The organism is Arenimonas daejeonensis (assembly GCF_007993735.1).
Classification (GTDB): domain Bacteria; phylum Pseudomonadota; class Gammaproteobacteria; order Xanthomonadales; family Xanthomonadaceae; genus Arenimonas; species Arenimonas daejeonensis.
Genome location: NZ_CP042453.1, coordinates 355,743 through 381,569, shown reverse-complemented (window position 1 = coordinate 381,569; position 25,827 = coordinate 355,743). Strand labels below are relative to the sequence as shown.

Below are 25,827 nucleotides of genomic sequence, written 5' to 3'. Positions count from 1 at the left end.
GGGTCAGTAGCGCGTCATGGTTGCGCCGCGCCCAGAACGCCGGAGACGTCCCGGTAGGCCTTGATCTCGATCACGTTGTCGCTGGGGTCGCAGAGCAGCATCTTGCCGTGCTCTTGCGCCGTGCCCGGGTCGATGAGGGTCGGCGGACGCAGGAAAGCGCAGCCCTTTCCCTGCAGCGATGCGCCGAGCGCTTCCCATTCCCGCCAGGCAAGGATGGCGCCGAAGTGGCGAACGCCGCGTTGCTCGGGCGGCAGCACCTGTTCGGGGCGCTCATGCAAGGTCAGCTGGTGCCCGAACAACACGATATCGGCCCATTGCCCGGTGTCCCGACCCACCGTGGCGCCGAGCAGGTCGCAATAGAACGTCTTGGCGGCGGCGAGGTCGCGCACCGGAAACGAAAGGTGGAATACGGCTTGAATCATGAAATGCCCCGCCGGCCCGGGGAGTGGAACGCCAAGGTGATGATGGTCGGGAAGATGAACCCTTTCAGGTAGGAGAGTGCATGCCTGCCTTCAGTGAAGGCGACGGGCAGGTCGCCGAAATGGGCCCAATACTGCGTTGCCACGAGTCCGCCGATACTGAACCACATCCCCCACAGCGCCCGGCGGACGCCAAAGACGACAAGCAGCAGACTCACGGTGATCAGAAAGCGACAGACCGACTGCACATGGTCGAAGAGGGTGTGCGCACTGTTGCCGGGCTGCACATATATTTCGTAGAGCATCAGGCTGTGGTGGAAGATCAGCAGCCCGGCGAGGACAAGGATGACCAGGCGCCGGAACCACAGGAACATCCTTGTCCAGAGTGTGGGCGGTGTGGTCATTCAGTCGCCTTGGCCGAGTCGCTGCCCGCTCCGCCCTTGCGGACACGCATTGCATTGCGGAAGCAGAAGTAGACGCCGGCGCCGCAGATGGCGAGTTTGACGAACAGGGGAGCGGTGACTCCGTTTGCCTGGAACGAAAGTGCGGACTCGAGGCCGTAGAAGGCGGCAACCAGCACGCCGATGATGGCGAAAACAACTGCTTTGAAATCCATGGAAATCTCCCCGATCAGGCCTGGTGCCTTTGTTGAACCGCGCCGTATGCGTCGGCTTGAATGACTAGTCAGGATCCACGGCGGCTGCAATGCATGGATTGGTGGTCAGTTTCTTGTAGTAAGCGTTCTGGCGCGTTCGCGGCGAAGTAAAGCTCAAGCGTCCATCCTTGTTTCTGTGGAAGACCATCGCAATCGGCCCCTTCCCGGGAACGTGAAGGGCTACGAACAGGTCGCCGCGATGGACGTGGTACGGAAAGCTCTGCATGATTTCGCAACTCGTGCCATGCATTACATACCTTCCATCCGCGGTGAACTCCATCGTGTCCCGTTGGGTTCCGTCCTCGTCGAAATCAAGTTCCCAGAATCCAACGAATCGCGTGTCAACGGTCTTCTTGGTAAAGGAGGCGGAAGAAGGCATCGCAAGAATGCCAAGCGCCATGGTGGCAACAATGATGAGAGCCCGCATAAATACCTTTGTAGGCCAAGGCCTTGGGTTGAGCCGCGCCGAAGACGTCGGTTTGAATGATCTGTCAGGTTCCAGCCTAGGGAAAATCACGCTCGAGCTCTAGTTGACGATTGCGCATGTCGGCATTCTGGAACTCCGTCCGCGTCAGGAGGCTGCCCCGGGGCCAGACCAAACCTGCAGCGAGCGCTCTGGCATGGACCGCGCCAGTACTCTTTACGCGTTCGTAGGCCCAAAGCCGCCATCGCGGCAACGCAAACGACCACCAACTCCATGCGGTGAAGAAAGAAGCCGCGAGGATGTAGAGGAACCAGTCTTCATATCCAAGCCGGGTGGCAGCAAAGCCCGGGCCAAACAATAGGGTCAGCACAGGAACATTGACGACGAGGGTGCCGACAATAACCACTCTGCCTGGACTCAAGTTGCGACTTATGTCTTGCATGTGGCACCTGGCGTCCTGGTTGAGCCGTGCCGCGAAGCGGCTTCGGCCAGAATGATTTGTTAGGCCGAGGATTAAAGCTTGAGGTCGTAAGTAAGGAAGTTCGTCCGGGTGGAAATTTTGTCGTACGAGCTCCTGGCGCGGTAGTTGTCTTCGGCCGTCAACCAGCGTATGACCGACCACTTCCGCTCCCGCCCCACTTGTGCAATGGCGGCGATCAACTGTTTACCTGCTTGCTGTCCGCGCGCCGCGGGCTAACGAACAGATCGTCCATAATCCGCCCACGGTTGCCGAGAGCGGGCGGGAGAATGGACGGTAGTGCGCGATGCCGACAATCCCGCCTGCCTCGTTCACGGCAACAAACCCTTCCAGCTCGTGCGAGTTGTCGTTCAGCCAGGACCAGACGGTAGCGCGCATCTCTGGCGTCTGGTGCACTTTGTAAAAGTCGGCATAGCCTGAATAAAGTACCTCCCACTGATCGTGGTCGGCGGGAGAGACAGGGCGAATGGTGATAGCCATCAGGGTCTCCTTTGTGTCGAACCGCTGGGGAAACGCTTGCGTGGCCTGACGCCTTGGTTAAGCCGCGCCGAAGGCGTCGGCTTGAGTGAGTTGTCAGGTGCCGCTAGGGTTCTACCCCGATTCTGCGGACACTTCCACTAAGCCCCATACTGGGGAAAAGGAGTGTCCATGTCCAAGCGCAAGCGTTACAGCCCGGAGTACAAGCACGAGCTGGTTGAACTGGTCCGCCGGTCGAAGTCCAGCTGCCGCCAGATCGCCCTGGAGGTCGGGGTCAACCCGGCCTTGCTGACCCGCTGGGTGCGGGAAGCCGACGCCGGCGGAACCAAGGCCTTTCCTGGGGTGGCACGCCCCGCGATGAAGAGCTCGCCCGCCTCAAGCGCGAGCTGGGTCGGGTGACGAAGGAGCGGGATTTTTAAGAGACGCGGCAACGTTCTTCGCGAAGCAGTCACCGAGCGGTACACGGTGATCGAGCGTTGCCGCAGCGAATACCCGGTGGGGATGATGTGCCGCTGCCTGGATGTTGTAAGGCGACACCTAATCTGCCGCTAAGGCGACACCCAGATTTACGCACCTCCGGGTCGACCCCGTAGCCTCGTTGGCTTTCGTCCTGGACGGGAGCGGGCGTGGCGACCACCGATCTGGAGATCCGCATGACGATCAAGACCCTGGCAGCCAAGGGGCTGCCCCGGCGGGCCATCGCCCGCCAGCTCGACCTCAGCGAAGGCACCGTCCGCTACCACCTGGCCCGGCAGGCGGCCGGCGCCCTGGACGGGCGTGCCCACCAGCCGCGCCACGCGCTGGTCGCCGCCGACGCGATCGCGCACTGGATGGCGCACCACGACCGCAGCAACCTCGCCGCGCTGCACGCGTGGCTGGCCGCGGAGCACGGCTACACCGGCAGCCTGCGCTCGGTGCAGCGCTTCGTCGCCGACCGCTACCCGCCGCCGCCCCGGCGGGCCCGCCGCCGGGTGGAGACGCCGCCCGGTGCGCAGGCGCAGGTCGACTGGGCGCAGTTCCCGCGCATGGTCGTCGCCGGCCAGGCGGTGACGCTGCACGCCTTCCACCTGGTGCTCTCGCACTCGCGCTTCGGCGCCGTGGTCTGGATGCCGGCCCAAGACAGTCTGTGCTGGCTGGCCGCGCACAACGCCGCGTTCGAGCGCGTCGGCGGCATCCCGGCGGTACTGCGGGTGGACAACACCAAGACCGCCGTGGTCCGGGGTGCCGGCGCCTGGGGCCAGCTCAACGACAGCTACCGCCGCTATGCCACCACCGTGCGCTTCCACGTCGATGCCTGCGCGCCCTACAGCCCCGAACACAAGGGCAAGGTGGAACGCGCGGTGCGCACGCATCGCGGCGTCGACCTGGCCCGCCAAGCCTGGGACAGCGTCGACCAGCTGCAGGCGGCCACCGACGACGCCCTGCGCGACAGCGCCCGCCGTCGCCGCTGTCCGGCCACCGGCAGCAGCGTGTTCGACGCCTGGCAGGCCGAACGCCCGGCCCTGGCCCCGTTGCCGATCCTGCCGGCCCCGTTCGACCACGTCGCCACCCGCCGCGTCGGCCGCGACGGGCTGGTCGCCTTCGAAGGCCGCCAGTACTCGGTGCCGTTCGCGTATCTGGATCGCCCCGTCGAAGTGCGCGGCGCCGCCGGCTGCGTACAGGTGCTGGCCGACCAGCAGATCATCGCCCAGCATCCGCGCCACACCGATTGCCGCGTGCTGCTCGATCCCGCGCACTACGAGGGCCCCAGTACCGCGACCGTGCAGGCCCCGACGCCGCTGGGACGGATGGGGCGAAGGCTGCAGGAACTGGCCGCGATGCCGGTCCAGCACCGGCCCCTGGACCTCTACGCCGCCCTGGCGGAGGTGGCCCGATGAGCCGGCGCAAGCTCGACCTCGACCGCACCCGCGAACGCCTGCTCGGACTGGGCCTGGCCCACGCCGCCGACCAGCTCGAACCCGTGCTCAGCGAGGCGGTCAAGGAGGGCCAGGCGCCGCACGCGGTCCTCGACGCGCTGCTCGATGCCGAACACCAGGCCCGCGAAGGCCGCCGCGTGCGCACCGCGCTGCGCCTCTCGAGCCTGCCCAGCGGCCAGACCCTGGCCGACTTCGACTTCGCGTTCCAGCCGGCGATCGAGCGCTCGCGCATCGATACCCTGGCCACCTGCGCCTTCATCCGCGCCGCCGAGACGGTGCTGATCCAGGCCCGCCCGGCGTCGGCAAGACCCACTTGGCCGTCGGCCTGGGCATCAAGGCGGTCGAACACGGGTTCTCCGCCCAGTTCTACCGCTTCGACGAGCTCAAGCTCCAGCTCAAGGCCGACGCCCACCTGCCGCCGGCCCGGCTGCGCCGGCGCAAGTACCTGTCCACCGCCCTGCTGGTCATCGACGAACTGGGCTTCGAGCCGATGACCCGCGACGAGGCCAGCCTGTTCTTCCGCCTGGTCACCTACCGCTACGGCCGCGGCGCGATCCTGATCACCACCAACAAGTCCGTGCGCGATTGGACCGAACTGCTGGCCGGCGACGAAGCCCTGGCCGCCGCCATCCTCGACCGCCTGCTGCACAAGGCCCACGTCCTCAACATCAAGGGAAGGAGCTACCGACTCAGAGACCTTGAAGCCACCCTCGGAACACCCCGCAACTGACCTTCACCCCGGCCCGAGGTGCGTAAATCTGGGTGTCGCCTTAATGCGTGAAACTGGGTGTCGTTTGACACATGCATGAGGATCTGACCGACGAAGGCGAAAAGGTCAGCCTGAACCGGGTGGCCCGGATCATGGCGAAGGCCGGCCTGCAGGGCTGGCCACGCCGCAAGAAGCGGGGCGCGCCCAAGCGCCCGCCGGGCACTCGGCCGGCCGGCGTCAGGAACTTGCTGGAAAGGGATTTCACCGCGCTGGAGCCGGAGACCAAGTGGGTCACTGACATCACCGAGATCGTCACCCAGGAAGGCAAGCTGCACTTATGCGTCGTACTCGACCTTTACAACAAGCTCGTCATGGGCTGGTCGATGCATCATCGCCAGGACCGGCACATGGTCGTGCGCGCCGTGCAGATGGCCGTTTGGCAGCGCGAAGGCGGCGACGAGGTGATCCTGCATTCCGACCGCGGCGGGCAATTCATCAGCGACACTTACCAGAAGTTCCTCGGAGGCCACGCCCTGGTCTGCAGCATGAGCGCGGTCGGCCACTGCGGCGACAACGCGGCCTGCGAGGGTTTCTTCGGGATCATCAAGCGCGAGTGGATTCACCGCACCAGCTACCGCACCCGCGATGAGGCCCGGGCCGATGTCTTCGGCTACCTCGAGCGGTTCCACAACCCGAGAATGCGTCGTAGAGTTGCCCGGCGTGACCGGGAGTTTCAGGCCTTAATCAAACCGTCCGTGGAAACGGGGTAGAACCCCTCCGAGTAGACGATCCCATAGTTGTACCGTTGGCTTTCGGCGACAACCCAAGTGGGGAACTCCAAGGCGCCCGGCGCCCAATCCCAAATCCGGGACTCATGGCGCGGTGCGACCACGAAACGGCGAAACGGCCCGGCTAGGCCTTTGTCCGAGAAGCGTGCAACCTCGGCATCGACGATTGCTTCGATCTCGGCGGATGTGCGCTTTGGTTGCGGCGCGAGATTTACCGTCATGAGGCCTAACGCCCTAGTTAAGCCGCGCCGAAGGCGTCGGCTTGAATGATGAGTTAGGCGCCGTCAGCTTTGTAGGCGCCGCAGGTTGGACAGCTTTGCTGAGACTCGAGCCAGGAAAGCCAGGAGGAGCTGTGCTTGCTACTCACCGCTTGCCAAAACCATGGTGCGTCGCAGCTTCCGCAGCGTATCGCGATACAGGAGAACGCGAGACCAAGCAGGCCGAGTGCTGAGCCGCCAAGCACGAGCAGCGCAAAAGTGCCGGCAGCAAGTGAGTCAATTTGCCACATGCCAGACGCCATCAATATCGCTGCACCGACGAGACACGCATACATCGTTCGCATCTTCCAGATTTGCCCTGATCTTTTAGAAGTGCGTTCTCTAGCTTCATTGAGGCCTAACGCCTAAGTTAAGCCGCCGCCGGCCCAAGAAGCATGACTTGTGACGCGTCCATCCCCGGCGGTCGGCTTGAATGAATGGTTAGGCCGGACGCTAAGCCACGGACTGGCGCCTTGCAAGTGGGGGCTGGCCGAGCTGGACGGGCCCGCGGAGCGAGAGGCCGTAACGGCCAGCGATTGCCCGCCCCAATGCTGGTCCTCAAGCGCGACCGATCCGGGCGGCATGAGCAGCACGGGCGTGAACCCACAAACGCGGGCGGCGTGAACTGCCACCAGCGCAGCCGAAGCCCAGAAACGACAACGGCCCGCGCACGGGCCGAAGTAGAAGAAGCGGATGAAGGCCTAACGCCCTAGTTAAGCCGCGCCGAAGGCGTCGGCTTGAATGATTGGTTAGGCACGAGCATCTGGGGCGATAAACCACCAGAGCGCCGCACCAAGTAATAGCATCGGCGGAGCAATAAGGGTGCCGATGGCACGCCCCTTTGCAAGTCCGTGAACAGTGGACCAGTTTCGAAAATTGTCGACCTGAAGCATCGCTGCCCCTGACATGACGGGCAAAAGCGAGGCCAACCGCAGGTGGTTGGGCAATGCATCGAAATGTTGCAGCGCCCAATAGGCAAGTGCGCCGCCCATGAGCAGTAGCGCTACACCCGCGTAGAAAATCTTGTCACGGATCTTGTCGGAGATATTGAGCATCAAGCCTAACGCCCTAGTTAAGCCGCGCCGAAGGCGTCGGCTTGAATGATTGGTTAGGCCGGGCTCCCGCGCCCAAGCCACTGGTAGATTGCCACGCCGCCTACCGCCAACGCCACCAACGCAGGCAACACCAACGCCGCGGCAGACCCGCCGTAGTTGAGATACGTGTGGTTGATGAATATTGCCGGTGCCGCTACCGCCACAGCGGACATAAGGAGGACAACACGAGTCCCCCGTGATGCCATAAGTAGGGCCGAGCACGTGAACAGTAAAGCCATCTGCAGATAGACCCAGCGACGATAGACCTCTCCGTCCGAAGCCAAGAGAACCACGTGGAGCATCGCCGCGAGGCCTAGCAAAAGTGACAAACCGACAGTGGCGACGCGAAATGCTTTCACCGGCCTAACGCCTTGAGTTAAGCCGCGCCGAAGGCGTCGGCTTGAATGAGTTGTTAGGAACCACCGGCGCGTGCACGGTCAGCGAAGACGCGAACGGCGTGGTGATGTCTGGAGATGAGAACTGATGCCGCAATGGAAACCGCTAGAAAGACAATGGCTGCCGTGACCGACATGTGCCAGATGAGCGAGACTACAGAAACGAAAAGTAAAAGCATGCCAGCGAGCGCAAGTGAAACGGCGACTAAAGAACCCTTGAAGCTATTGAAGTGCTCGTGGGACTCCTTGCCGCAGAACATATAAGCCTCGACATACTGCCATGCAGTAATCCACGCAGGAATTGCAAAGATTGCCGAGTACAAAGCAACGATTAGGGCGCGGCTGCCAAGGTCTGTTTGAAGCAGAAGTAGAACTACACCGAGTGCGATGCTTGCGCCGCCGATAGCAGAAGTGCGCATGCGCTCAAGGGCTGCTTCAGTCAGGCGTTCAGTAACCGAGGTTCGCATGCCATCTCGGTAGATTCTCTCAATCTCGCGATTGTCTGCCATGTGATTCCTAACGCCCTAGTTAAGCCGCGCCGAAGGCGTCGGCTTGAATGTTTAGTTAGGCTGCGCCGAAGGTGCTCGAAAGCAATGCTACGGCTGAGCCAATGAGAAAGCCGGTAACGACACCTATTGATGCAGCCTGCCGCGGACCCGTGCTATGCAAAATCGTTGGCGCGCTGCCAAATAAAACCAGAAAGCCTAGCGCGCCAGCAGCAAGGGGCTGCACCCACCAGAGAAAAACTGTAACGGCAGCTACGCAAGCGAAAATCGCAAGGCCCAATGCGATCGTGCGTGCTGAATTAGGGAGGGCCGCGCTTTTCAATGCCTAACGCCTAAGTTAAGCCGCGCCGAAGGCGTCGGCTTGAATGATTAGTTAGGGCTCACGCCCGAGAATTTCGCAGTTGCCAGCAACGAACTTGTTGGACGCCAAACTCTGCTTCAAATCGTCGTGCAAGACCGTATCCGCGGTGATAACGTCCTTGAGCGCGTTCTCCTGTGCAGATTCGAAAACGCGACCCAGCATAAAATCGATTGTTGGACCCTGTGCAACCATGAGGAAGCCCGAAGGGGCAATGGAGTTAATGTCGCTTTTTTCTACGCGACCAGCTTGCGCCGCAACTAGGAACTTCTTGCCCTGGTCGTACCCGTAGTGAAATAGACGCTCTTGGTCGGCTGGCCTCTCCAAGACGGAGGCCAGCGCTGCGCATTCGAACGCTGCCCACGAAGCCCTGCTCATGCGGGCGAAATCGGCGGAGTCCTGAGCTATTACTTGGCAGGAAGCGGCAAGTCCAGCGAATAAGAGAACACTGCGCATTGCGTTGATCTCCAAAGAGCCCTAACGCCTATTAGGCCTCGAAAATGAGGCGTAGGACCGTATGGTTCTCCGGTTGCGGTGGAGGCGTCAAGCGAAATCCTACGCAGGGCCAATGGGTTGTCTGATGTTGACTTCTCCGGGCAATCCGGATGATTCGGCGTTATGGAGCTCAAACGACGGATATCTGGTTATTGAGCGCGGACGCGGGGATATCCGGTGGGGGTGGGGGTGGGCGGGCTCCTCGCTTGTTGGACGAAGTTCGGCGCTGTTTGCGGGTGCGTCACTACAGCATCCGCACCGAGACGGCGTATGTCGGGTGGATCAAGCGGTTCATCCTGGCCAATCAGCGTCGGCATCCGCGCGACCTGGGTGGGCGCGAGGTCGAGGCTTTCCTCTCGCTGCTGGCGGTGCGTGGCCATGTGGCGGCCAGCACCCAGAACCAGGCGCTGTCGGCGTTGCTCTTCCTCTATCGCGAGGTGTTGAAGCAGGACCTGCCGTGGATGGAGCAGGTGGTACGGGCCAAACGCCCGTTGCGGGTGCCCACCGTGCTGTCGGTGGCGGAGGTGCGCGCGCTTCTGGCCGCGATGGAAGGGCGGCCCTGGTTGATGGCCAGCCTGATCTACGGCAGCGGCATGCGGCTGATGGAATGCCTGCGGCTGCGGGTCAAGGACGTGGACTTCGGCCGTGGCGAGATCACCGTGCGCGAGGGCAAGGGCGCCCGTGACCGGCGCACCGTCCTGCCCGCATCGCTGGCCGTGCCGCTCCGGCGCGAGATCGAACGGGTGCAGTCGCTGCATGCGGCCGATCTGCGCGAAGGTTTCGGCCGGGTCTGGCTGCCATTCGCGCTGGAGCGCAAGTATCCGAACGCCGGCACCGAGCCGGGCTGGCAGTACCTGTTTCCCTCCGAACACCGTTCGGTTGATCCGCGTGGCGGCGTCGAGCGTCGGCACCATCTCGACGACCAGGTGCTGTCGCGCGGCATGAAGCAGGCAGCACGCCGCATCGGCCTGGCCAAGCCGGTCAGTGCGCACACGCTGCGCCACAGTTTCGCCACGCACCTGCTCGAGGCCGGTTACGACATCCGCACCATCCAGGAACTGCTGGGCCACAAGGACGTGGCGACCACGCAGATCTATACGCACGTGCTCAATCGCGGCGGCTCCGGTGTGCTCAGCCCGCTTGACCGCAATGCTTGAGCCACGCTCACTCCAGCGTGATCGTGCCCCGCTGCCCGGCCCGTCGCTGCGCCAGCATCGCGGCGTAAAGTCGTTCCAGCTCGCGTGCGAAGCGCTCGGGGTCGAACAGTCCGCAGCCGGGCAGGTTTGCCGCCAGCCGTTGCCGCAGCGCGTCGCGCGCCGGTGCGTCGCGGCCCAGCCGGATCGCCAGGTTGATCAGCTCGCGCCGCCCGTCGACGACGCAGTCGGGCAGGCCGGCCATGTGCAGCAGGCTGCCGGCCATGCGGCTGACGAAACTTTCGCCCAGGTAGGTCAGCAGCGGCACGCCGACGCGCAGGGCGTCGCTGGCGGTGGTGCCGGAGTTGTAGGGCTGGGTGTCGAGCGCGAGGTCGGCCAGGGCCACGCGCGCCAGGTGGTCGCTGCGCCCGCGCTGCTGCGCCGCCACGATGCGTTCCGGCGCCACGCCGCGGTGTCCGGCTTCGCGCCGCAGGTTGTCCAGCGCCAGCACGTCGCGCGGCGGCGCCACCCACAGCACGCTGTCCGGCACGCCGCGCAGGATCTCGCACCAGTCGTCCCACAGCTGCGGGTTGAACTTGTAGGTCTGGTTGAAGCTGCAGAACACCACGCCCTGTTCCGGCAGTCCTTCGGAAGCGCGCGTGGGCGGCGGCGGCACCGGCTGCAGGCGGCCGTTGGGCTGGAAGCAGCGCGGCATCAGGGCCAGCGATTCGCTGAAGTGCGCGGCCACCGACGGCGGCGTGGCGATGGCGTCGCCGATGATGTAGTCGGCCAGGCGCGGTTCGCCCAGCGTGCCGATGTAGCCGATCCACTGCGCGATCACCGGCGCGGGCCGCCGCGCCGTGATGCCCATGCGGCCGTGCGCGGTGTAACCGGTCAGGTCCACCAGAACGTCGATGTCGTCGGCGTGGATGCGCGCGGCGGCGGTGGCGTCGTCCAGCGGGTCCAGGTCCAGGAAGTGGTCCGCCGCGGCGATGGCCTTCTGCCGCCACGGGTCGTCCGCTGCCGCCGGCCGGTAGGCGTAAACGAACACCTCGACCGCGCTCCGGTCGTGCGCGGCGATCACCTCGGACACCAGGTACGACACCGCGTGTTCGCAGAAGTCCGCCGAGATGTAGCCCACGCGCAATCGGCCGCCGGTTTCGCGGACCTTCGTGGTCAACGGCGGCAGCGCCAGCACCGGCCCCCACTGCGACTGCGCGAAGGTGCGGGCCGCCGCCAGTTGCTGCACCGGCGTGGCCTCGGGCAGCGACAGCAGCAGGCTGGGTGAACTGTCGCTGCGCGCCGCCGTCGCGAACCCCTGCAGCAGGCGTTCCGGCGTCAGCAGCGCGTCCTCGCCCCAGTCGGCCAGGTGGCGGCGCAGGTACAGGCCGTCGCCCAGGCTGCGCAGGTCGCTGGGGTCCAGCGCCACGGCGCGGCGGAAGCTGGCCAGCGCGTCCACGCGGCGGCCCTGCGCTTCCTGCAGGCCGCCGAGTTTCTGCCAGGCCAGGGCCAGCTTCGGGTCGTGGCGCGCGGCTTCGGTGTAGGCCTGCAGCGCCAGCGCCGCGTCGCCGCGCTTCTGGTGCGCGAAGCCCAGGTTCACCAGCACGCCGGCGCCGCCGCCGAGTTCGATCGAGCGCTGGAAATAGCGGATCGCCGCGTCGGTGTCGCGCCGCACCTGGCAGACGATGCCCGCCAGGTTCCAGGCATCGGCGTGCTGGGGCACGCGCCGGATCAGCGCGTCGAGCAGGTGCAGCGCATCCTGCAGCCGACCCTGGCGGAAGGCCTGCTGGGCCTGCACGAACTGCGGGTCGGCACTCATCCGCGAACCGGCCGGGTTCAGCGCGGCTTGGCCGGCATCGGGAACGGCGTCACCACTTTTTCGCCGGTGCCGGCGTCGCGGATGCTCAGCTGGCCCTTGCGGTCCACTTCCTCCACGCGGATCACGCTCTGCATCGGCAGGTGCAGCACGCGGGTGTGGGCGAACTCGTCGCGCAGGCGTTCCTCGGTGGGGTCCACCACCAGGCCGTCGTTGACGTCGAACACCAGGTCCGCCACTTCAGTGAACCCCAGAGCGAACTGGCGCTCACGCGCCGTGCATACAGCTCGTAGATCTTGCCGGCGTTGAGGAAGGTGATCTTGTACAGGATGCGGGTGTTCATGGCCGCGGATTATAGGCTTGCCGTCAGCCGCCGCGCGCGCGCCGCGCCAGCATCGGCTTCAGCGCCAGCGCGTAGAAGAACCCGACCACGAACCCGGCCAGGTGCGCCCACCACGCCACCGCGCCGAAACTCGGGCCGACGAAGGTGAAGGCCAGCTGCAGTACCGCCCACAGCCCGATCAGCAACGCCGCCGGCACCTTGATGAATTCCAGCCACAGGCCCAGCGGCACCACCACGCCCAGGCGGGCGGTCGGGAACAGCGCCAGGTAGGCGCCGATCACCGCCGACACGCCACCGCTGGCGCCGATGATCGCGCGCGCCGGCGTGCCCATCAGCAGCGCCGCGGCCAGGTTGGCCAGTGCGCCGCCGGCCAGGAACAGCAGCAGGAAACGCCAGGGCCCCAGGCTGCGTTCGGCCGGCAGTCCGAAGATGAAAAGGAACAGCAGGTTGCCGATCAGGTGCACCGGCCCGAGGTGGATGAACAGCGCGCTGAGCAGGGTCAGCAGGCGTTGATCGCGCAGCGCCGCGCGCCATTCGGTGACGCTGCCCGACAGCGTGCCCCAGCGCAGCAGGGTCGCGCGCCAGGCGGCGTCGTCGGGCAGCAGGGATATCCAGATGAAGGCCGCCACCATCAAGGCCGCCAGCAGCGGCGTGGCCCAGCGCAGATGGGGTTTGCGTCGATGGGGAGTTCGACGAACACGCGGTGTTTCCTACGGTCGCGCCAGCAACACCCGCTGGCCGTTCACCGAGAGTACCAGCCCGTCGCGGCGGATCTGTTCCAGCACCAGGCCGGCGGCGGGGCTGGCGCCTTCGTGCAGCCGCTTGCCATCGAGGATCACGAAACGCTGCGCGGGGTCTTCGGCATAGACATGCATGCTCAGCTTCAGCGGCGGCAGTTGTGCGCGGTCGCTGGCGGGCAGTTCGGCCAGGCGGGGCAGGGGGTCGTCGGTGGTGTCGCCGGGCGTGGTGTCCTCCAGCATCGCGGGTGCCGGGGGGCGGGCGTAGCGGCTGCTGGAGCGTCAGGCGCAGGGGCTTCTGCGGGTGCCCGCGTCGGGGCCGGTGGGGACGATGTGCCGGCCGGTGCTGCGGCGTCGTCGGGCGTCGTGCCCGCAGCCGGCGGCGCAGCGGTTCGCGCCGTTTCTGGCGTGGTGTCGTTCGCAGTGGGGCCGGGCGCTGGCGTCGCGACAGCCGATGCGTGGTCGTTCGTGGATCCGGTAGTGGCCGGCGCGGCCTGCGGCGGACCCGCCAACGGGGCATCGTTCACGACGGACGGCATCGGCACGGCATCCGCGACGGTGTTCTGTTGCCACTCGCGCCACGCCCAGGCGGCGATCACGCCCAACAACAGCAGACCCAACGCCCAGGCCCAGGCCGGCGTGCGCGTGCGGCGCGCCGCGGCCTTGGGGATCTGTTCGACGAACAGCCCGGGTGCCTGCCCGCGCCGGCGTTCGGCCTCCGACTTGCGCAGCGCTTCAAGGATCAGCGACATCAGTCCAGTCCCCGGCGCAGGCGCGGGCCCTGGCTTTCGCGCGCGGACAGGGCCAGCAGGGTTTCCGGGCCGATCACGCCGTCGGCCACCAGGCCGTGCGCGGTCTGCAGGCGGCGTATCGCGTCCAGGCTGGTGGTGTCGAGCACGGCCGGGCCGGCATCGGGCGTGGTCAGGCCGGCGCGGTCGCGCAGGCGGTCGTGGATCCAGTCCACCGCCGGGCCGCTGTCGCCCAGCGCCGGCGGTGCGCCCAGGAAGGCGGGGCCGCGCCAGATCGCGGCGTAGTCGCCACGCCAGTGCCGTTCCAGCGCCAGCCGGTCGGTGTCGAAACGGCCGCCACCCAGCCACAGCCTCACGCGCAGGCCGTCGGCGCCCAGCAGCACGGCCCAGGCTTCGCCTTCGTCGCTGCGCAGGCGCAGCAGGGCCGGGCGGCCGATGGCGGCCAGTTTGTCCAGGCTGGCGCGGCCGCGCAGGCAGAACAGGCCCGGCGCCAGTACGGCGGGACACTTGGCGGCGGCGGACACAGTGGTTTCTTCGGCGCGCACGGTCCACAGGCCCAGCAACTGGCGCCAGGCCGGCAGGGCGGAGGCGCCGGCCAGGCGCACGCGCTGGTCCAGCGCTTCGCCGGGCAGGTAGGGCACCGGTACGGGGGCGGGGGCGGTTACGGTCGCAGGGGGCGCCGCAACGGGTTCGTCGGGCGCAGGGGCTTTCGGCCAGTTCCAGAGCACGATCAGCGCCAGCACCAGCGCCGCCGCCACGCCCAGCGCCAGGTTGGGCCGCGGCAGTTTCGACAGCCGCGGCGCCAGGGCTTCGCGCGCGGCCTGGTCCACCCAGCGTTCGCCGATCTGCGCTTCGTCGTGCGCGTAGCCGGCCAGCAGCGAACGTTCGGCGATGATGTTCACCAGCCGCGGCACGCCGCCCGAATGCGCGTGGATGCGTTTCACCGCCAGCTTGGTGAAGGGGAAACGCTGGCCGCCGGCGACGGCGTAGCGATGGCGCAGGTAGGCCTCGGTTTCGTCGGCGTCCAGCGGGGTCAGGTGGAAACGCGCGGTGATGCGCTGGGCCAGCTGGCGCAGGTCTTCGCGCGCCAGCATGTCGCGCAGTTCGGGCTGGCCCAGCAGCAGGATCTGCAGCAGCTTCTGGCTCGGCGTTTCCAGGTTGGTCAGCAGGCGCACCTGTTCCAGCGCGGCCACGCTCAGGTTCTGCGCCTCGTCGATGATCAGCACCACGCGCAGGCCCTGGGCGTAGGCGTCGAGCAGGAAGTGGTTGAGCGCGTCCACCAGCGACTTCAGGCTGCCGCGTTTGCCCGCCAGGTCGATGCGAAGTTCCTCGCAGATCGTTTCCAGCAGTTCTTCCGGGCTCAGGCGCGGGTTCAGCACTAGGGCAACGCGGGTGTTCTCGGGCAGTTGTTCCAGCAGCAGGCGGCACAGCGTGGTCTTGCCGGTGCCCACTTCGCCGGTCAGCTGCACGAAACCGCCGCCGCCGCCCTGGCCGATGCCAAACAGCAGATGTGCCAACGCATCCCGGTGGCGCTCGCTCAGGTACACGAAGCGCGGGTCCGGGGTGATCGAGAACGGCGGCTCGTTCAGGCCGTAGTGCTCGAGGTACATGGCATCTCGCGGCAAGGCGGGCGCCTAGCCTGCCACGAAAGCGAAAATGGGGACAGGTTGCCGATGTCGGCGCCTCAGCACGTTGTTCCGGGTGGTTCCCGACGGAGATCACGCCATGCGTATTGCCGCCCTGCCGCTGGCCCTGGCCGCGTTTGGCCTGGGGCTGCTGCCCACCCTGGCCGCCGCCAAGGTCGAGGGTCATTGTGAATACGAGGGTCGAAAGGTCGCGCTGGTCGATGGCGCCGCCTGGCTCCTGCCCGAAGAGCCCGAGGACGATTTCGACGACGGTTACGAGGACGAGGAAGCGCCCGTGCCGTCAGGTCCGCCGGTGATGCTGGCCTTCGTCACCTTCAGCATCGATGCCGGCGCCCTGGCCCGCGCCACCGATCGCGAAGAGGGTCTGCGCGACCAGTCCTGGGAGCAGGACGAATCGGCGCGGCTGGAACTGACGCTCGAAGACGGCGTGGTGGGCCAGCAGTACCTGTGGATCTCGCCGGGCACCAACATCAGCTTTTCATCCAACGAGGTCGGCCACTACAAGGCGGCGGCCAGTGCGAAGAACCGCGTGTCGGGCGAATACCGCTTCAGCCCCGAGGACGGCCAGGAGCTCGACTGTCGGGTGAAATTCGACCTGGTCCTGCTCGGCGACCCGAAAGATGCGCCACCGCCGCCGGGCATCGCACTGCCGGCCGGCGGCGGCGAACCGGGCGCGGCTTATCTGGCGATGAACAAGGCCGTGCAGGCCGGCGACTTCGACGCGATGCTCAAGCTGATGCCGCCCGACCGCGCCGCAATGATGCAGGCCGCGCGCAAGGAACCCGACTTCGCCGCGCAGATGGCGCTGATGCAGGCGATGACGCCGAGCAAGGTGAAGATCAGCGGTGGCCGCCAGGACGGCGACAAGGCCTGGCTCGAATTCACCGCCGTCGAAGCCGGCCAGCCGCGCGCCGGCACGGCCGAGATGCACCGCGAGGGCGGCCGCTGGATCCTCGTCAAAGAGTCCACCCGCGATCCAGACTGAAACACCAATAAAAAAGGGGACAGAGAATATATTTGGTTTAAACAAATATATTCTCTGTCCCCTTTTTACGCTGGGTCAGTCGTCGAGGGTGAGCAGCGAGGCGTTGCCGCCGGCGGCCGTGGTGTTGACGGTCAGCGTGCGCTCGGAGGCGAAACGCAGCAGGTAGTGCGGGCCGCCGGCCTTGGGGCCGGTGCCGGACAGGCCTTCGCCGCCGAACGGCTGCACGCCGACCACCGCGCCGATCTGGTTGCGGTTGACGTAGCAGTTGCCCACTTTCACCGTCTTCGCGATTTTCTCGACCGTCGAGTCGATGCGCGAGTGGATGCCAAGCGTCAGGCCGTAGCCGGTGGCGTTGATCGCCGCCAGCACCTCGTCAAGCTTGTCGGCTTCGTAGCGGATCACGTGCAGCACCGGTCCGAAGACCTCGCGCGTCAGCTGCGACAGCGACGAGTTCGTACGCACGCGGCGCGAAGAAGCTGCCGTGCGACGTGGCCGCCGGCAGCTTCACTTCCTTGATCAGCTTCGCCTCCTTGTCCATCCGCGCCGCGTGGTCCGCCAGGATCTTCCGCGCATCCTCGTCGATCACCGGACCGACGTCGGTCGAAAGCAGCGCCGGATCACCGACCACCAGCTCGTCCATCGCGCCCGACAGCATGTGCACCACCTTGTCGGCGATGTCGGCCTGCACGAACAGCACGCGCGCCGCCGAACAACGCTGGCCGGCGGAATCGAACGCCGACGCCATCGCATCCTTCACCAGCTGCTCGGGCAGCGCCGAAGAATCGGCGATCAGCGCATTCTGGCCACCGGTCTCGGCGATCAGCGCCGCGATCGAGGCATTGCGCGCGGCCAGCGAGCGGTTGATCGCCCAGGCGGTTTCGGTCGAACCGGTGAAACACACGCCGGCCACGCGCGGATCCTTCGTCAGCGCCGCACCCACGGTGGCGCCGTCACCCGGCAGGAACTGCAGCACGTCGGCCGGCACGCCGGCTTCGTGCAGCAGCCTGGTCGCCGCGAACGCGACCAGCGTGGTCTGCTCGGCCGGCTTGGCGATCACCGAGTTGCCGGCGGCCAGCGCCGCGGCCACCTGACCCAGGTAAATGGCCAGCGGAAAATTCCACGGCGAGATGCACACGAACACGCCACGGCCGTGCAGCCACAGCTCGTTCGATTCACCGGTCGGGCCCGGCAGTTTTCCGGCGCGCCGAACAGCTTGCGCGCCTGCAGGGCGTAATAGCGCAGGAAATCCACCGCCTCGCGCACCTCGGCCACCGAGGCCGACAGCGACTTGCCGGCTTCCTTCACGCACAGCGCCATGTATTCCGGCATGCGCGCTTCGAGAAGATCGGCGGCGTGTTCCAGGATCTTCGCGCGGCTCGCGGCCGGCAGCCGGTCCCAGCCGTCCTGCGCGGCGACCGCATTCTTCAGCGCGATCTCGACCGTGGCCGAATCGGCGCCGGTCCATTCGCCCAGCGTCTCGCGCCGGTCGGCGGGGTTGGTCACGGCATTGGCCGTGCCCGACACCTTCGCGCCCGGCACCAGCGGCGTCGCCGTCCAGGGCTTGATCGCGGCATTGATCGAAGCGGCCAGCGCGGCCAGCGTGTCGTCGTTGGAAAGGTTGGCGCCCATGGAATTGTTCCTGTCTTCGCCGTGGGACCGGTACAGGTCGCGCGGCTGGGGGATGCGGGGATGCGGCTTGGATTCGTAGGCGGACACGATCGCCACCGGATCGGCGACCAGATCCGCCGGCGGCAGCGATTCGTCGGCGATGCGGTTGACGAAGCTGGAATTGGCACCGTTCTCGAGCAGGCGCCGCACCAGGTAGGGCAGCAGGTCCTCGTGCGAACCCACCGGCGCGTACACGCGGCAGGGCACGTTGAACCTGTCGGCCGGAATCACCTCGGCATACAGGTCATCCCCCATGCCATGCAGCTTCTGATATTCGAACCGCACCCCGCTTGAAGCCCCTCTCCCTTCACGGGAGAGGGGTTGGGGAGAGGGTGCGCCCTTCGCATACTCATGAATCGCCGCAATCGTCTGCGCATTGTGCGTAGCAAACATCGGATAGATCGCATCCGAAGCCGCCAACATCCGCCGCGCACACGCCAGATAGCTCACGTCGGTATTCGCCTTGCGCGTGAACACCGGATAGCCCTCATAACCTTCCGACTGCGCCTTCTTCACTTCGCTGTCCCAGTACGCACCCTTCACCAGCCGCATCGGCATGCGCCGGCCGGTCTTGCGCGCCAGGTCGGCCAGGTAGTCGATCACGAACGGCGCGCGCTTCTGGTAGGCCTGCACGGCCAGGCCGTAACCCTCCCAGCCGTCCAGCGACGGGTCGGTGAAGGCGCCAGCGATCACGTCCAGGCTCAGTTCCAGCCGCTCGGACTCCTCGGCGTCGATGGTGAAGCCGATGCCGCGGGCCTTGGCCAGCCGGGCAAGCTCCAGCACGCGCGGGGTCAGTTCCCTGTGCACACGTTCGCGCTTGGCCAGCTCGTAGCGCGGGTGCAGGGCCGAAAGTTTCACCGAGATCGAGGGCGCGGCGAACACATCCGGATAGGGACCGCCGGCGCCGATCTCGCCGATGGCATCGCGGTAGGCCTTGAAATAGCGGTCGGCGTCGGCCTGGGTGAAGGCCGCTTCGCCCAACATGTCGAACGAATACAGGTACTTGGCCTGCTCACCCTTGCGGCTGCGCTCCAGCGCTTCCTGGATGGTCCGGCCCATCACGAACTGGTGGCCCATGATCCGCATCGCCTGGCGCACGGCCAGGCGGATGGCCGGTTCGCCGGCCCGGCCGACCAGGCGGCGGAAGGCGCCGATGGCGTTGCGGCGGGTCTCGTCGGCCAGGTTGACCATGCGGCCGGTCAGCATCAGGCCCCAGGTCGAGGCGTTCACCAGCACCGAACTGGACTGGCCCATGTGCCGGTCCCAGTCGGCATCGCCCAGCTTGTCGCGGATCAGCTTGTCGGCGGTGCCGCGGTCGGGGATGCGCAGCAGGGCCTCGGCCACGCACATCAGCAGTACGCCTTCCTCGCTGGACAGGTCGTACTGGCGCATGAAGGCCTCGACCATGCCGGGGTCGGCGGCGCGCACGCGGGTGCGCTGCACCAGGGCCACGGCGGCGGCCTGTACCCGGGCCTGGTCGGCGGCGGGCAGGCGGGCCTGTTCCAGCAGCTCGGCCAGGTGCTGGGCCTCGTCGCGATGGAAGGCAGCGGTGATCCGGGCGCGCAGCGGCTGCGGCGCACCGGGGAGTTCGGGACTCAGGATCGGGGTCACGGGGGTCCAGGGACAGACGGCGCGGGCGTGCGCGAGAACGCGGATTCTAGTGCCCCGGACGGGGGCGCGGAACCCCGCCCGGTTCACGAAACCCACCCGGCCGGGACCGATTTGGCTTGCCCGGCCGGAGCGCGGCCCGTTAAAATTCGCCAGTTTTCCCGAGGCTGGTCGCGGAGCGTCGCGTGCTCGAGCGCTTCGCCACGGCCTGTCCCCGTGGCCCGAGGGGCGTTCCGGCCCCGACGGGCCATGAGCGCGACCCGGGACCACCCGGTGCAAAGAATTGCTGGTGTCGGCCTCGGGCCGGGACCGGAACCAAGACCACACGTTGGGGTAAGTTCGGATGAATGCGATGAAAGCAAGCGCCATTGTCGCCAAGGCCGCCGTCGGCCTGGTGGCTGCGACGGCCAGCCTCGGTGCCTGGGCCGACAGCGAGCCGGTCCGCTGGCAGCTGAACATGCCCGAGGGCGTGACCCAGACGGCGCACAACGCCTACGACATGCACATGCTGATGCTGTGGATCTGCGTCGTGATCGGCATCGTGGTGTTCGGCGCCATGGGCTACGCGATGTTCAAGTTCCGCAAGTCCAAGGGCGCCAAGCCCGACGTCGACTTCACCCACAGCACCAAGCTCGAGATCATCTGGACCGTGCTGCCGATCCTGATCCTGGTGGTCATGGCCGTGCCGGCCACCTCCAAGGTGATGGAGCAGTACACCGCCAAGGGCCACGAGATGACCGTCAAGGTCACCGGCTACCAGTGGATGTGGCGCTACGAGATCGTCGGCACCGACGTGAACTTCATCTCCCGCCTCGACCGCGAGTCCGACCGCATCCGCCAGAGCGGCGAGCGCCCGGACGAAGCCACCCACCCGCACTACCTGCGCGACGTGGACAAGGTGCTGGTGCTGCCGATCGAAACCAAGATCCGCTTCGTGGTCACCGCCGACGACGTCATCCACGCCTGGTGGGTGCCGGCGCTGGGCTGGAAGCAGGACGCCATCCCCGGAATCATCAACGAGGCGTGGACGGAAATCGCCACCCCGGGCACCTACCGCGGCGTCTGCGCCGAGCTGTGCGGCAAGGACCACGGCTTCATGCCGATCGTCGTGAAGGCGGTGCCCAAGGCCGAGTACCAGGCCTGGCTGGCCGCCCAGGCCGCCGGCGACGAAGTCGAAGCCGCCCGCATCGCCGCCACCGCTCCCGCCCCCGCTGACGCGGGCGGCGAGGGCTGAACCAGAATTCCGGAGCTGACCCCATGGCAACCAACTACACGGCCCACGATGCGCACGGCACCGCCGCCGCGCACGACGACCACCACGGCGAGCACAAGCAGGGCTTCTTCCAGCGCTGGTTCTACTCCACCAACCACAAGGACATCGGCACCCTGTACCTTGTGTTCGCCCTGGTGATGTTCTTCATCGGCGGCTCGATGGCCCTGGTGATCCGCGCCGAACTCTTCCAGCCCGGCCTGCAGCTGGTCGAGCCGGAGTTCTTCAACCAGATGACCACCATGCATGCGCTGGTGATGATCTTCGGCGCCGTCATGCCCGCGTTCGTGGGCCTGGCCAACTGGATGATCCCGCTGATGATCGGCGCGCCCGACATGGCCCTGCCGCGCATGAACAACTGGTCCTTCTGGATCATGCCCTTCGCCTTCACCCTGCTGCTGATGCCGCTGATCCTGCAGGTGGTGTTCGGCATCGGCGGCGGTGGCCCGGCCGGTGGCTGGACGCTGTACCCGCCGCTGTCGCTGCAGGGCGGCAACAGCACCGCGTTCACCATCTTCGCCATCCACCTGATGGGCATCAGCTCGATCATGGGCGCGATCAACATCATCGCCACCATCCTCAACATGCGCGCCCCGGGCGTGGACCTGCTGAAGATGCCGGTGTTCGTCTGGACCTGGCTGATCACCGCCTTCCTGCTGATCGCCGTGATGCCGGTGCTGGCGGGCGCGGTCACCATGCTGCTGACCGACAAGTTCTTCGACACCTCGTTCTTCAACGCCGCCGGCGGCGGCGACCCGGTGATGTTCCAGCACATCTTCTGGTTCTTCGGCCATCCCGAGGTCTACATCATGATCCTGCCGGCCTTCGGCGTGGTCTCGGAGATCATCCCGACCTTCGCCCGCAAGCCGCTGTTCGGCTACCAGGCCATGGTGTACGCGACCGCCTCGATCGCCTTCCTGTCGTTCATCGTCTGGGCGCACCACATGTTCACGGTCGGCATGCCGCTGGGCGGCGAGCTGTACTTCATGTACGCCACCATGCTGATCGCCATCCCGACCGGCGTGAAGGTGTTCAACTGGGCCACCACCATGTGGCGCGGCTCGATGACCTTCGAAACCCCGATGCTGTTCGCGATCGGCTTCGTGATCATGTTCACCATCGGCGGCTTCTCCGGCCTGATGCTGGCGATCGTGCCGGCCGACTTCCAGTACCACGACACCTACTTCGTGGTGGCGCACTTCCACTACGTGCTGGTCACCGGCGCCGTGTTCGGCATCATGGCCGGCGTGTACTACTGGCTGCCGAAGTGGACCGGCCACATGTACAACGAGACCCTGGGCAAGTGGCACTTCTGGCTGTCCACGATCTTCGTGAACCTGCTGTTCTTCCCGCAGCACTTCCTGGGTCTGGCGGGCATGCAGCGCCGCGTGCCGGACTACAACATGGCCTTCGCCGACTTCAACTGGTGGTCGTCCATCGGCGGTTTCGGTTTCGGTGCGAGCCAGCTGCTGTTCGCCTACATCGTCTGGTCGGCCGCCCGTGGCGGCGTCAAGGCCGAGGCGCGTTCGTGGGAAGGCGCCAAGGGCCTGGAGTGGACCGTGCCGTCGCCGGCCCCGCACCACACCTTCACCCTGCCGCCGGTCATCAAGGACGGCGACCTGGCCCACGGCGACATCACCCACTGAGCCTGAGCGGCGCCCTCCGGGGCGCCCAGCGACCATGAGCAAGCCCAACGCCAGCCCGCAGATCACCGAATCCCGCCGCCGCGGCATCCGCCGCACGGCGTGGGTGATCGGGCTGGTCGCGGTGGGCGTGTACGTGGCCTTCATGCTGTCGGCGGTGCTGCCGTGAAGCCGACCGCGCTCAAGACCTTCCGCACGATCGCCCTGGTGTCGCTGGGCTCGTTCGTGTTCGCGTTCTCGCTGGTGCCGCTGTATCGCATCGCCTGCGAGAAGGTGTTCGGCATCAAGCTCGAGCAGGGCCCGGCCGGCGAAGCGCGCGTGGCCGGCATGCAGGCCGACGTCAACCGCACCGTCACGGTGGAGTTCGACGGCACGGTGAACTCGAAGCTGCCCTGGGCCTTCAAGCCGCAGACGCTGAGCCTGCAGGTGACGCCGGGCAAGATGTACGAAGTGAACTACATCGCCCGCAACACCGCCGACCACGCCATCGTCGGCAATGCTGCGCCGTCGGTGGCGCCGTCCACCGCCTCCACCTTCTTCAACAAGACCGAGTGCTTCTGCTTCACCGAGCAGATGCTGGCGGCCGGCGAAGAGCGCCTGATGCCGGTGCGCTTCATCGTCGACCCGGCGCTGCCCGCGCATGTCGGCACGATCACCCTTTCCTATACTTTCTTCAGCAACGACTCGGCCACGGCCCGGCTGGTGGACGGCGCGCAAGCGCACGTCGCCCGTTCGGCGCCCTGACCGCAGCCTTCCACGCGTACCGGGGAACACCATGGCACAGACCCACGACGATCCGAACGTCTATTACGTCCCGCACCACAGCCCGTGGCCCTTCATCGGCTCGATCACGCTGTTCACCACCATGGTGGGCGTGGCGAACTGGTTCAACGGCCATGCCTGGGGCCAGCCGGTGTTCTACATCGGGTTCATCGCCACGCTGTCGGTGCTGTTCGGCTGGTTCGGCAACGTCATCTCCGAGTCGCTGGCCGGCAAGTACAACGAGAAGGTCGATGCCTCGTTCCGCATTGGCATGATGTGGTTCATCTTCTCGGAAGTGATGTTCTTCGCGGCCTTCTTCGGCGCCCTGTTCTACGCCCGCACCTTCGCGTTGCCGTGGCTGTCGGGCGAGGGTGACGGCGCGCTGACCAACCAGTTCCTGTGGGCCGGTTACACCGCCGGCTGGCCGACCGCGGGTCCGGCGGAACTCGGTGGCACCTTCCAGACCATCCCGGCCTGGGGCCTGCCGCTGGTCAACACCCTGATCCTGCTGAGCTCGGGCGTGACCATCACGATCGCGCACCACGCGCTCAAGGCCGGCCACCGCAAGTCGCTGCTGGTCTGGCTGGGCGCCACGGTGCTGCTGGGCGCGCTCTTCCTGTTCTACCAGGCGGAGGAATACATCCACGCCTACCGCGACCTGAACCTGACCCTGGGCTCGGGCATCTACGGTTCGACCTTCTTCATGCTCACCGGCTTCCACGGCATGCACGTGTTCCTGGGCACGCTGATGCTGGCGATCATCTGGCTGCGCTGCCTGAAGGGCCACTTCAGCAAGGACCATCACTTCGCGTTCGAGGCGGTGGCCTGGTACTGGCACTTCGTGGACGTGGTCTGGCTGGGCCTGTTCCTGTTCGTGTACGTGCTCTGACCCCAAGGGGTCGGGCCACCGTGGGAGGGACTTCAGTCCCGATGCCTTTCGCGAAAGGCCATCGGGACTGAAGTCCCTCCCACAAGTTTTTTGATCAGCCGCCGACGCCGTGCGGCAGATCACGCCGGTGAAGATTCCGGCGATCACCAGCAGGATCAGGGCCACCGACAGGCCGATGCGCCAGGTCAGCGACTTCACGGTGCGTTCGGTCTTGCCCTTGTCCACCATCATGTAATACAGGCCTGCGCCCAGGTTCCAGACGATCAGGATCAGGAAAGCGATGATGAGCAGCTTCTGCACGGCAGTCGTCCATTCGAAGGTCAGGCGCGCATTATCCGCCTGCCGGGGACGGCAGGGGTGAAACGACGCGTCCTGCTGAGCGTGCTTGGTCTGTGCCTGGTGCTGGCGTTTTCCGCGCTGGGGCGCTGGCAGCTGGGCCGCGAACAGGTCAAGCGCGAGCAGCTGGCCCTGGCCTCCGCTGCGCTGGCCGCGCCGCCGCAGGAGCTGGCCGTCGCGATCGCGGACGGGCAGGGGATCGAACGGGTGGCCGGTGGCGCACGGTTATGGATACGCCGCGCCTGCTGCTGGACAACCAGCGCCGCGGCCCGCAGGTCGGCATGCGTCTGTACTGCGCCGCGCAGGCGCCGTCGGGCCCGCCGTTGCTGGTGGACCTGGGCTGGCTGCCGGTCGGCGGCGACCGCGCCCTGCCGGACGCGGAATGCCCGCGCGGCGAACACCTGCTGGCGGGCCTGCTGGTGCCGCCGCCCGCTGTCGGACTGCGGCTGGGTCCGGCCTGGTCGACCAGGACGGCGCCTGGCTGGCGACGCGGGTCGAGCCGGCCGCGGTGTCGGCCGCGTGGTCGCTGCAGCCGGCGTTGTCCGATCGGGTGCTGCGGCTGGATCCGGTGTTGCCGCTGGGCCATGAACGCGACCTCGAGCTGCACGCCAACACCCTGCCGCCGGAAAAACACCGCGGTTACGCCCTGCAGTGGTTCGGCCTGGCCGCGACCACCCTCGTCCTCATCCTCGTGCTCAACCTGCGCCGACGCCCATGACTGTTTCCCAGAAAACCCGTTCACGCCTGACCCTGCTGCTGGTCGCCGTGTTTTTCCTCGGCAGCTTCGGCATCGCCGCGGCGCTGTTCTTCGGCGGCTGGAAACCCAGCCAGACCCGCAACATCGGCGAAATGCTGGACCCGTATCCCGACCTGCGTGCGGTCGCGCTGCAGCGCGCCGATGGCCAGGACTGGACCTGGCAGCCGGCCAACCGCCATTGGCACATCGTGGTGGCGCCGCCGGCAGACTGCGGTGCGCCGTGTGCGCAGCTGCTCGACGCGCTGCACCGCGTCTGGCTGTCGGAAGGTCGCCACGCCGACAAGGTCGAGGTGCTCTGGTTCGGCGAGCTGCCGGCCAATGCGCCCGAATTCAGCGGCCTGGTGCCGATGCGCCCCAGCGCCGGACTGCAGTCGAAGCTGCCGGACCTGGCCACGGCCGACGCCCTGCCGGTCTATCTGGCCGACCCCAATGGTTACCTCGTCCTGCGTTACGCCCCGGGCTTCAATCCTTCGGGACTGCGCAAGGACCTCGGACGTGTGGTGAAGTAGGCGCC

General features: G+C 66.5%; 26 protein-coding genes and 6 pseudogenes. 15 read left to right on the top strand and 17 right to left on the bottom strand.

Annotated elements, in window-relative coordinates; all coding sequences use genetic code 11:
• Positions 1 to 14 precede the first annotated feature (14 nt).
• The 7 genes from FRZ33_RS01905 to FRZ33_RS01880 form a co-directional block, all read right to left on the bottom strand.
• Positions 15 to 422, bottom strand: coding sequence for a VOC family protein (locus FRZ33_RS01905; protein ID WP_146907266.1), 408 nt, complete (start codon positions 420 to 422; stop codon positions 15 to 17).
• On the bottom strand, positions 419 to 793 hold the full coding sequence (locus FRZ33_RS01900) for a hypothetical protein (RefSeq protein ID WP_146907264.1): 375 nt from the start codon (positions 791 to 793) through the stop codon (positions 419 to 421). The genes FRZ33_RS01905 and FRZ33_RS01900 overlap by 4 nt, the downstream gene beginning before the upstream one ends.
• Before the next feature lie 26 nt (positions 794 to 819).
• On the bottom strand, positions 820 to 1,035 hold the full coding sequence (locus FRZ33_RS01895; RefSeq protein ID WP_146907262.1) for a hypothetical protein: 216 nt from the start codon (positions 1,033 to 1,035) through the stop codon (positions 820 to 822).
• A gap of 64 nt (positions 1,036 to 1,099) precedes the next feature.
• On the bottom strand, positions 1,100 to 1,501 hold the full coding sequence (locus FRZ33_RS01890) for a hypothetical protein (RefSeq protein ID WP_146907260.1): 402 nt from the start codon (positions 1,499 to 1,501) through the stop codon (positions 1,100 to 1,102).
• 76 nt (positions 1,502 to 1,577) lie between these two features.
• Positions 1,578 to 1,904 carry a hypothetical protein gene (locus FRZ33_RS01885; protein WP_146907258.1) on the bottom strand — a complete coding sequence of 109 codons (327 nt, stop codon included), beginning with the start codon at positions 1,902 to 1,904 and terminating at the stop codon, positions 1,578 to 1,580.
• Between the two features lie 107 nt (positions 1,905 to 2,011).
• A complete protein-coding gene (locus tag FRZ33_RS17525) occupies positions 2,012 to 2,137 on the bottom strand; it encodes a hypothetical protein (protein WP_425480622.1) in 126 nt (41 codons plus the stop codon).
• A gap of 25 nt (positions 2,138 to 2,162) precedes the next feature.
• On the bottom strand, positions 2,163 to 2,456 hold the full coding sequence (locus FRZ33_RS01880; protein ID WP_227978010.1) for a GNAT family N-acetyltransferase: 294 nt from the start codon (positions 2,454 to 2,456) through the stop codon (positions 2,163 to 2,165).
• Positions 2,457 to 2,624: 168 nt separating this feature from the next.
• Between FRZ33_RS01880 and FRZ33_RS01875 the strand changes: the two genes are divergently transcribed.
• From FRZ33_RS01875 to FRZ33_RS01855, 6 genes and pseudogenes are all read left to right on the top strand, one after another.
• On the top strand, positions 2,625 to 2,852 hold the full coding sequence (locus FRZ33_RS01875; protein WP_146907256.1) for a transposase: 228 nt from the start codon (positions 2,625 to 2,627) through the stop codon (positions 2,850 to 2,852).
• Positions 2,798 to 2,978 (top strand): annotated as a pseudogene (locus tag FRZ33_RS17520) (IS3 family transposase); the annotation flags it as partial. The gene FRZ33_RS01875 and the pseudogene FRZ33_RS17520, both read left to right, overlap by 55 nt.
• Positions 2,979 to 3,079: 101 nt before the next feature.
• Positions 3,080 to 4,330: an IS21 family transposase gene (gene istA, locus FRZ33_RS01870; RefSeq protein ID WP_146907253.1), complete on the top strand. Its 1,251-nt coding sequence runs from the start codon at positions 3,080 to 3,082 to the stop codon at positions 4,328 to 4,330.
• A pseudogene (locus FRZ33_RS17910) lies at positions 4,327 to 4,641 on the top strand (ATP-binding protein); the annotation flags it as partial. The gene istA and the pseudogene FRZ33_RS17910, both read left to right, overlap by 4 nt.
• 41 nt (positions 4,642 to 4,682) lie before the next feature.
• Positions 4,683 to 5,099, top strand: a complete 417-nt coding sequence (locus FRZ33_RS17905) for an ATP-binding protein (RefSeq protein WP_146908828.1) — start codon at positions 4,683 to 4,685, stop codon at positions 5,097 to 5,099.
• Positions 5,100 to 5,170: 71 nt separating this feature from the next.
• Positions 5,171 to 5,848 (top strand): annotated as a pseudogene (locus FRZ33_RS01855) (IS3 family transposase); the annotation flags it as partial.
• Between the two features lie 1,024 nt (positions 5,849 to 6,872).
• Here FRZ33_RS01855 and FRZ33_RS01850 read toward each other — a convergent pair.
• The 3 genes from FRZ33_RS01850 to FRZ33_RS01840 all read right to left on the bottom strand — a co-directional run bounded on the left by FRZ33_RS01850 (position 6,873) and on the right by FRZ33_RS01840 (position 8,932).
• Positions 6,873 to 7,178 (bottom strand): hypothetical protein, encoded by a 306-nt coding sequence (locus tag FRZ33_RS01850; protein ID WP_146907250.1) that lies wholly within the window; start codon positions 7,176 to 7,178, stop codon positions 6,873 to 6,875.
• 451 nt (positions 7,179 to 7,629) lie between these two features.
• Positions 7,630 to 8,121 carry a hypothetical protein gene (locus tag FRZ33_RS01845; RefSeq protein ID WP_146907248.1) on the bottom strand — a complete coding sequence of 164 codons (492 nt, stop codon included), beginning with the start codon at positions 8,119 to 8,121 and terminating at the stop codon, positions 7,630 to 7,632.
• A 370-nt stretch (positions 8,122 to 8,491) separates the two neighbouring features.
• On the bottom strand, positions 8,492 to 8,932 hold the full coding sequence (locus FRZ33_RS01840; protein WP_146907246.1) for a hypothetical protein: 441 nt from the start codon (positions 8,930 to 8,932) through the stop codon (positions 8,492 to 8,494).
• 245 nt (positions 8,933 to 9,177) lie between these two features.
• Between FRZ33_RS01840 and FRZ33_RS01835 the strand changes: the two genes are divergently transcribed.
• Entirely contained in the window at positions 9,178 to 10,128 is a 951-nt protein-coding gene (locus FRZ33_RS01835; RefSeq protein ID WP_425480610.1) for an integron integrase, read from the top strand.
• A 7-nt stretch (positions 10,129 to 10,135) separates the two neighbouring features.
• Here the strand turns inward: FRZ33_RS01835 and FRZ33_RS01830 are convergent, their stop codons facing one another.
• The 5 genes and pseudogenes from FRZ33_RS01830 to FRZ33_RS01810 all read right to left on the bottom strand — a co-directional run bounded on the left by FRZ33_RS01830 (position 10,136) and on the right by FRZ33_RS01810 (position 15,374).
• Entirely contained in the window at positions 10,136 to 11,923 is a 1,788-nt protein-coding gene (locus tag FRZ33_RS01830; RefSeq protein ID WP_146907242.1) for an O-linked N-acetylglucosamine transferase, SPINDLY family protein, read from the bottom strand.
• Positions 11,924 to 11,940: 17 nt separating this feature from the next.
• Positions 11,941 to 12,263: pseudogene (locus tag FRZ33_RS01825) on the bottom strand (DUF1820 family protein).
• Between the two features lie 23 nt (positions 12,264 to 12,286).
• Positions 12,287 to 12,895 carry a rhomboid family intramembrane serine protease gene (locus FRZ33_RS01820; protein ID WP_146907239.1) on the bottom strand — a complete coding sequence of 203 codons (609 nt, stop codon included), beginning with the start codon at positions 12,893 to 12,895 and terminating at the stop codon, positions 12,287 to 12,289.
• Between the two features lie 78 nt (positions 12,896 to 12,973).
• On the bottom strand, positions 12,974 to 13,243 hold the full coding sequence (locus FRZ33_RS01815) for a general secretion pathway protein GspB (protein ID WP_146907237.1): 270 nt from the start codon (positions 13,241 to 13,243) through the stop codon (positions 12,974 to 12,976).
• A 508-nt stretch (positions 13,244 to 13,751) separates the two neighbouring features.
• Entirely contained in the window at positions 13,752 to 15,374 is a 1,623-nt protein-coding gene (locus FRZ33_RS01810) for an ExeA family protein (protein WP_146907235.1), read from the bottom strand.
• A gap of 100 nt (positions 15,375 to 15,474) precedes the next feature.
• Between FRZ33_RS01810 and FRZ33_RS01805 the strand changes: the two genes are divergently transcribed.
• Positions 15,475 to 16,380, top strand: coding sequence for a hypothetical protein (locus FRZ33_RS01805; RefSeq protein ID WP_146907233.1), 906 nt, complete (start codon positions 15,475 to 15,477; stop codon positions 16,378 to 16,380).
• A 75-nt stretch (positions 16,381 to 16,455) separates the two neighbouring features.
• Here FRZ33_RS01805 and putA read toward each other — a convergent pair.
• Positions 16,456 to 19,659: pseudogene (gene putA, locus FRZ33_RS01800) on the bottom strand (bifunctional proline dehydrogenase/L-glutamate gamma-semialdehyde dehydrogenase PutA).
• A 340-nt stretch (positions 19,660 to 19,999) separates the two neighbouring features.
• Between putA and coxB the strand changes: the two are divergent.
• Genes coxB through FRZ33_RS01780 form a run of 5 tightly spaced genes read left to right on the top strand, consistent with a single transcriptional unit; the run spans position 20,000 to position 24,220 of the window.
• Positions 20,000 to 20,890 (top strand): cytochrome c oxidase subunit II, encoded by an 891-nt coding sequence (gene coxB, locus FRZ33_RS01795; RefSeq protein WP_146907231.1) that lies wholly within the window; start codon positions 20,000 to 20,002, stop codon positions 20,888 to 20,890.
• 23 nt (positions 20,891 to 20,913) lie between these two features.
• Entirely contained in the window at positions 20,914 to 22,572 is a 1,659-nt protein-coding gene (gene ctaD / locus FRZ33_RS01790; RefSeq protein WP_146907229.1) for a cytochrome c oxidase subunit I, read from the top strand.
• A gap of 34 nt (positions 22,573 to 22,606) precedes the next feature.
• On the top strand, positions 22,607 to 22,738 hold the full coding sequence (locus tag FRZ33_RS16660) for a hypothetical protein (protein WP_265468697.1): 132 nt from the start codon (positions 22,607 to 22,609) through the stop codon (positions 22,736 to 22,738).
• Positions 22,735 to 23,313: a cytochrome c oxidase assembly protein gene (locus tag FRZ33_RS01785; protein WP_146907227.1), complete on the top strand. Its 579-nt coding sequence runs from the start codon at positions 22,735 to 22,737 to the stop codon at positions 23,311 to 23,313. The genes FRZ33_RS16660 and FRZ33_RS01785 overlap by 4 nt, the downstream gene beginning before the upstream one ends.
• A gap of 31 nt (positions 23,314 to 23,344) precedes the next feature.
• Complete coding sequence (locus FRZ33_RS01780; RefSeq protein ID WP_146907225.1) at positions 23,345 to 24,220, top strand: cytochrome c oxidase subunit 3; 876 nt, start codon at positions 23,345 to 23,347, stop codon at positions 24,218 to 24,220.
• A gap of 94 nt (positions 24,221 to 24,314) precedes the next feature.
• On the opposite strand, the pseudogene FRZ33_RS01775 reads toward FRZ33_RS01780, so the two are convergent.
• Positions 24,315 to 24,544: pseudogene (locus FRZ33_RS01775) on the bottom strand (twin transmembrane helix small protein).
• 394 nt (positions 24,545 to 24,938) lie between these two features.
• Between FRZ33_RS01775 and FRZ33_RS01770 the strand changes: the two are divergent.
• On the top strand, positions 24,939 to 25,274 hold the full coding sequence (locus FRZ33_RS01770) for an SURF1 family cytochrome oxidase biogenesis protein (RefSeq protein ID WP_146907223.1): 336 nt from the start codon (positions 24,939 to 24,941) through the stop codon (positions 25,272 to 25,274).
• Positions 25,271 to 25,822, top strand: coding sequence for a hypothetical protein (locus tag FRZ33_RS01765; protein ID WP_146907221.1), 552 nt, complete (start codon positions 25,271 to 25,273; stop codon positions 25,820 to 25,822). The genes FRZ33_RS01770 and FRZ33_RS01765 overlap by 4 nt, the downstream gene beginning before the upstream one ends.
• Positions 25,823 to 25,827: the final 5 nt, after the last annotated feature.

What these genes read in the sequence shown, in the direction of transcription:
- FRZ33_RS01905 (WP_146907266.1), bottom strand. Translation starts at nt 422, where the DNA reads ATGATTCAAGCCGTATTCCACCTTTCGTTTCCGGTGCGCGACCTCGCC.
- FRZ33_RS01900 (WP_146907264.1), bottom strand. Translation starts at nt 793, where the DNA reads ATGTTCCTGTGGTTCCGGCGCCTGGTCATCCTTGTCCTCGCCGGGCTG.
- FRZ33_RS01895 (WP_146907262.1), bottom strand. Translation starts at nt 1,035, where the DNA reads ATGGATTTCAAAGCAGTTGTTTTCGCCATCATCGGCGTGCTGGTTGCC.
- FRZ33_RS01890 (WP_146907260.1), bottom strand. Translation starts at nt 1,501, where the DNA reads ATGCGGGCTCTCATCATTGTTGCCACCATGGCGCTTGGCATTCTTGCG.
- FRZ33_RS01880 (WP_227978010.1), bottom strand. Translation starts at nt 2,456, where the DNA reads ATGGCTATCACCATTCGCCCTGTCTCTCCCGCCGACCACGATCAGTGG.
- FRZ33_RS01875 (WP_146907256.1), top strand. Translation starts at nt 2,625, where the DNA reads ATGTCCAAGCGCAAGCGTTACAGCCCGGAGTACAAGCACGAGCTGGTT.
- FRZ33_RS01850 (WP_146907250.1), bottom strand. Translation starts at nt 7,178, where the DNA reads ATGCTCAATATCTCCGACAAGATCCGTGACAAGATTTTCTACGCGGGT.
- FRZ33_RS01845 (WP_146907248.1), bottom strand. Translation starts at nt 8,121, where the DNA reads ATGGCAGACAATCGCGAGATTGAGAGAATCTACCGAGATGGCATGCGA.
- FRZ33_RS01840 (WP_146907246.1), bottom strand. Translation starts at nt 8,932, where the DNA reads ATGCGCAGTGTTCTCTTATTCGCTGGACTTGCCGCTTCCTGCCAAGTA.
- FRZ33_RS01830 (WP_146907242.1), bottom strand. Translation starts at nt 11,923, where the DNA reads ATGAGTGCCGACCCGCAGTTCGTGCAGGCCCAGCAGGCCTTCCGCCAG.
- FRZ33_RS01820 (WP_146907239.1), bottom strand. Translation starts at nt 12,895, where the DNA reads ATGGTGGCGGCCTTCATCTGGATATCCCTGCTGCCCGACGACGCCGCC.
- FRZ33_RS01815 (WP_146907237.1), bottom strand. Translation starts at nt 13,243, where the DNA reads ATGCTGGAGGACACCACGCCCGGCGACACCACCGACGACCCCCTGCCC.
- FRZ33_RS01805 (WP_146907233.1), top strand. Translation starts at nt 15,475, where the DNA reads ATGCGTATTGCCGCCCTGCCGCTGGCCCTGGCCGCGTTTGGCCTGGGG.
- coxB (WP_146907231.1), top strand. Translation starts at nt 20,000, where the DNA reads ATGAATGCGATGAAAGCAAGCGCCATTGTCGCCAAGGCCGCCGTCGGC.
- ctaD (WP_146907229.1), top strand. Translation starts at nt 20,914, where the DNA reads ATGGCAACCAACTACACGGCCCACGATGCGCACGGCACCGCCGCCGCG.
- FRZ33_RS16660 (WP_265468697.1), top strand. Translation starts at nt 22,607, where the DNA reads ATGAGCAAGCCCAACGCCAGCCCGCAGATCACCGAATCCCGCCGCCGC.
- FRZ33_RS01780 (WP_146907225.1), top strand. Translation starts at nt 23,345, where the DNA reads ATGGCACAGACCCACGACGATCCGAACGTCTATTACGTCCCGCACCAC.
- FRZ33_RS01770 (WP_146907223.1), top strand. Translation starts at nt 24,939, where the DNA reads ATGCCCGCGCGGCGAACACCTGCTGGCGGGCCTGCTGGTGCCGCCGCC.
- FRZ33_RS01765 (WP_146907221.1), top strand. Translation starts at nt 25,271, where the DNA reads ATGACTGTTTCCCAGAAAACCCGTTCACGCCTGACCCTGCTGCTGGTC.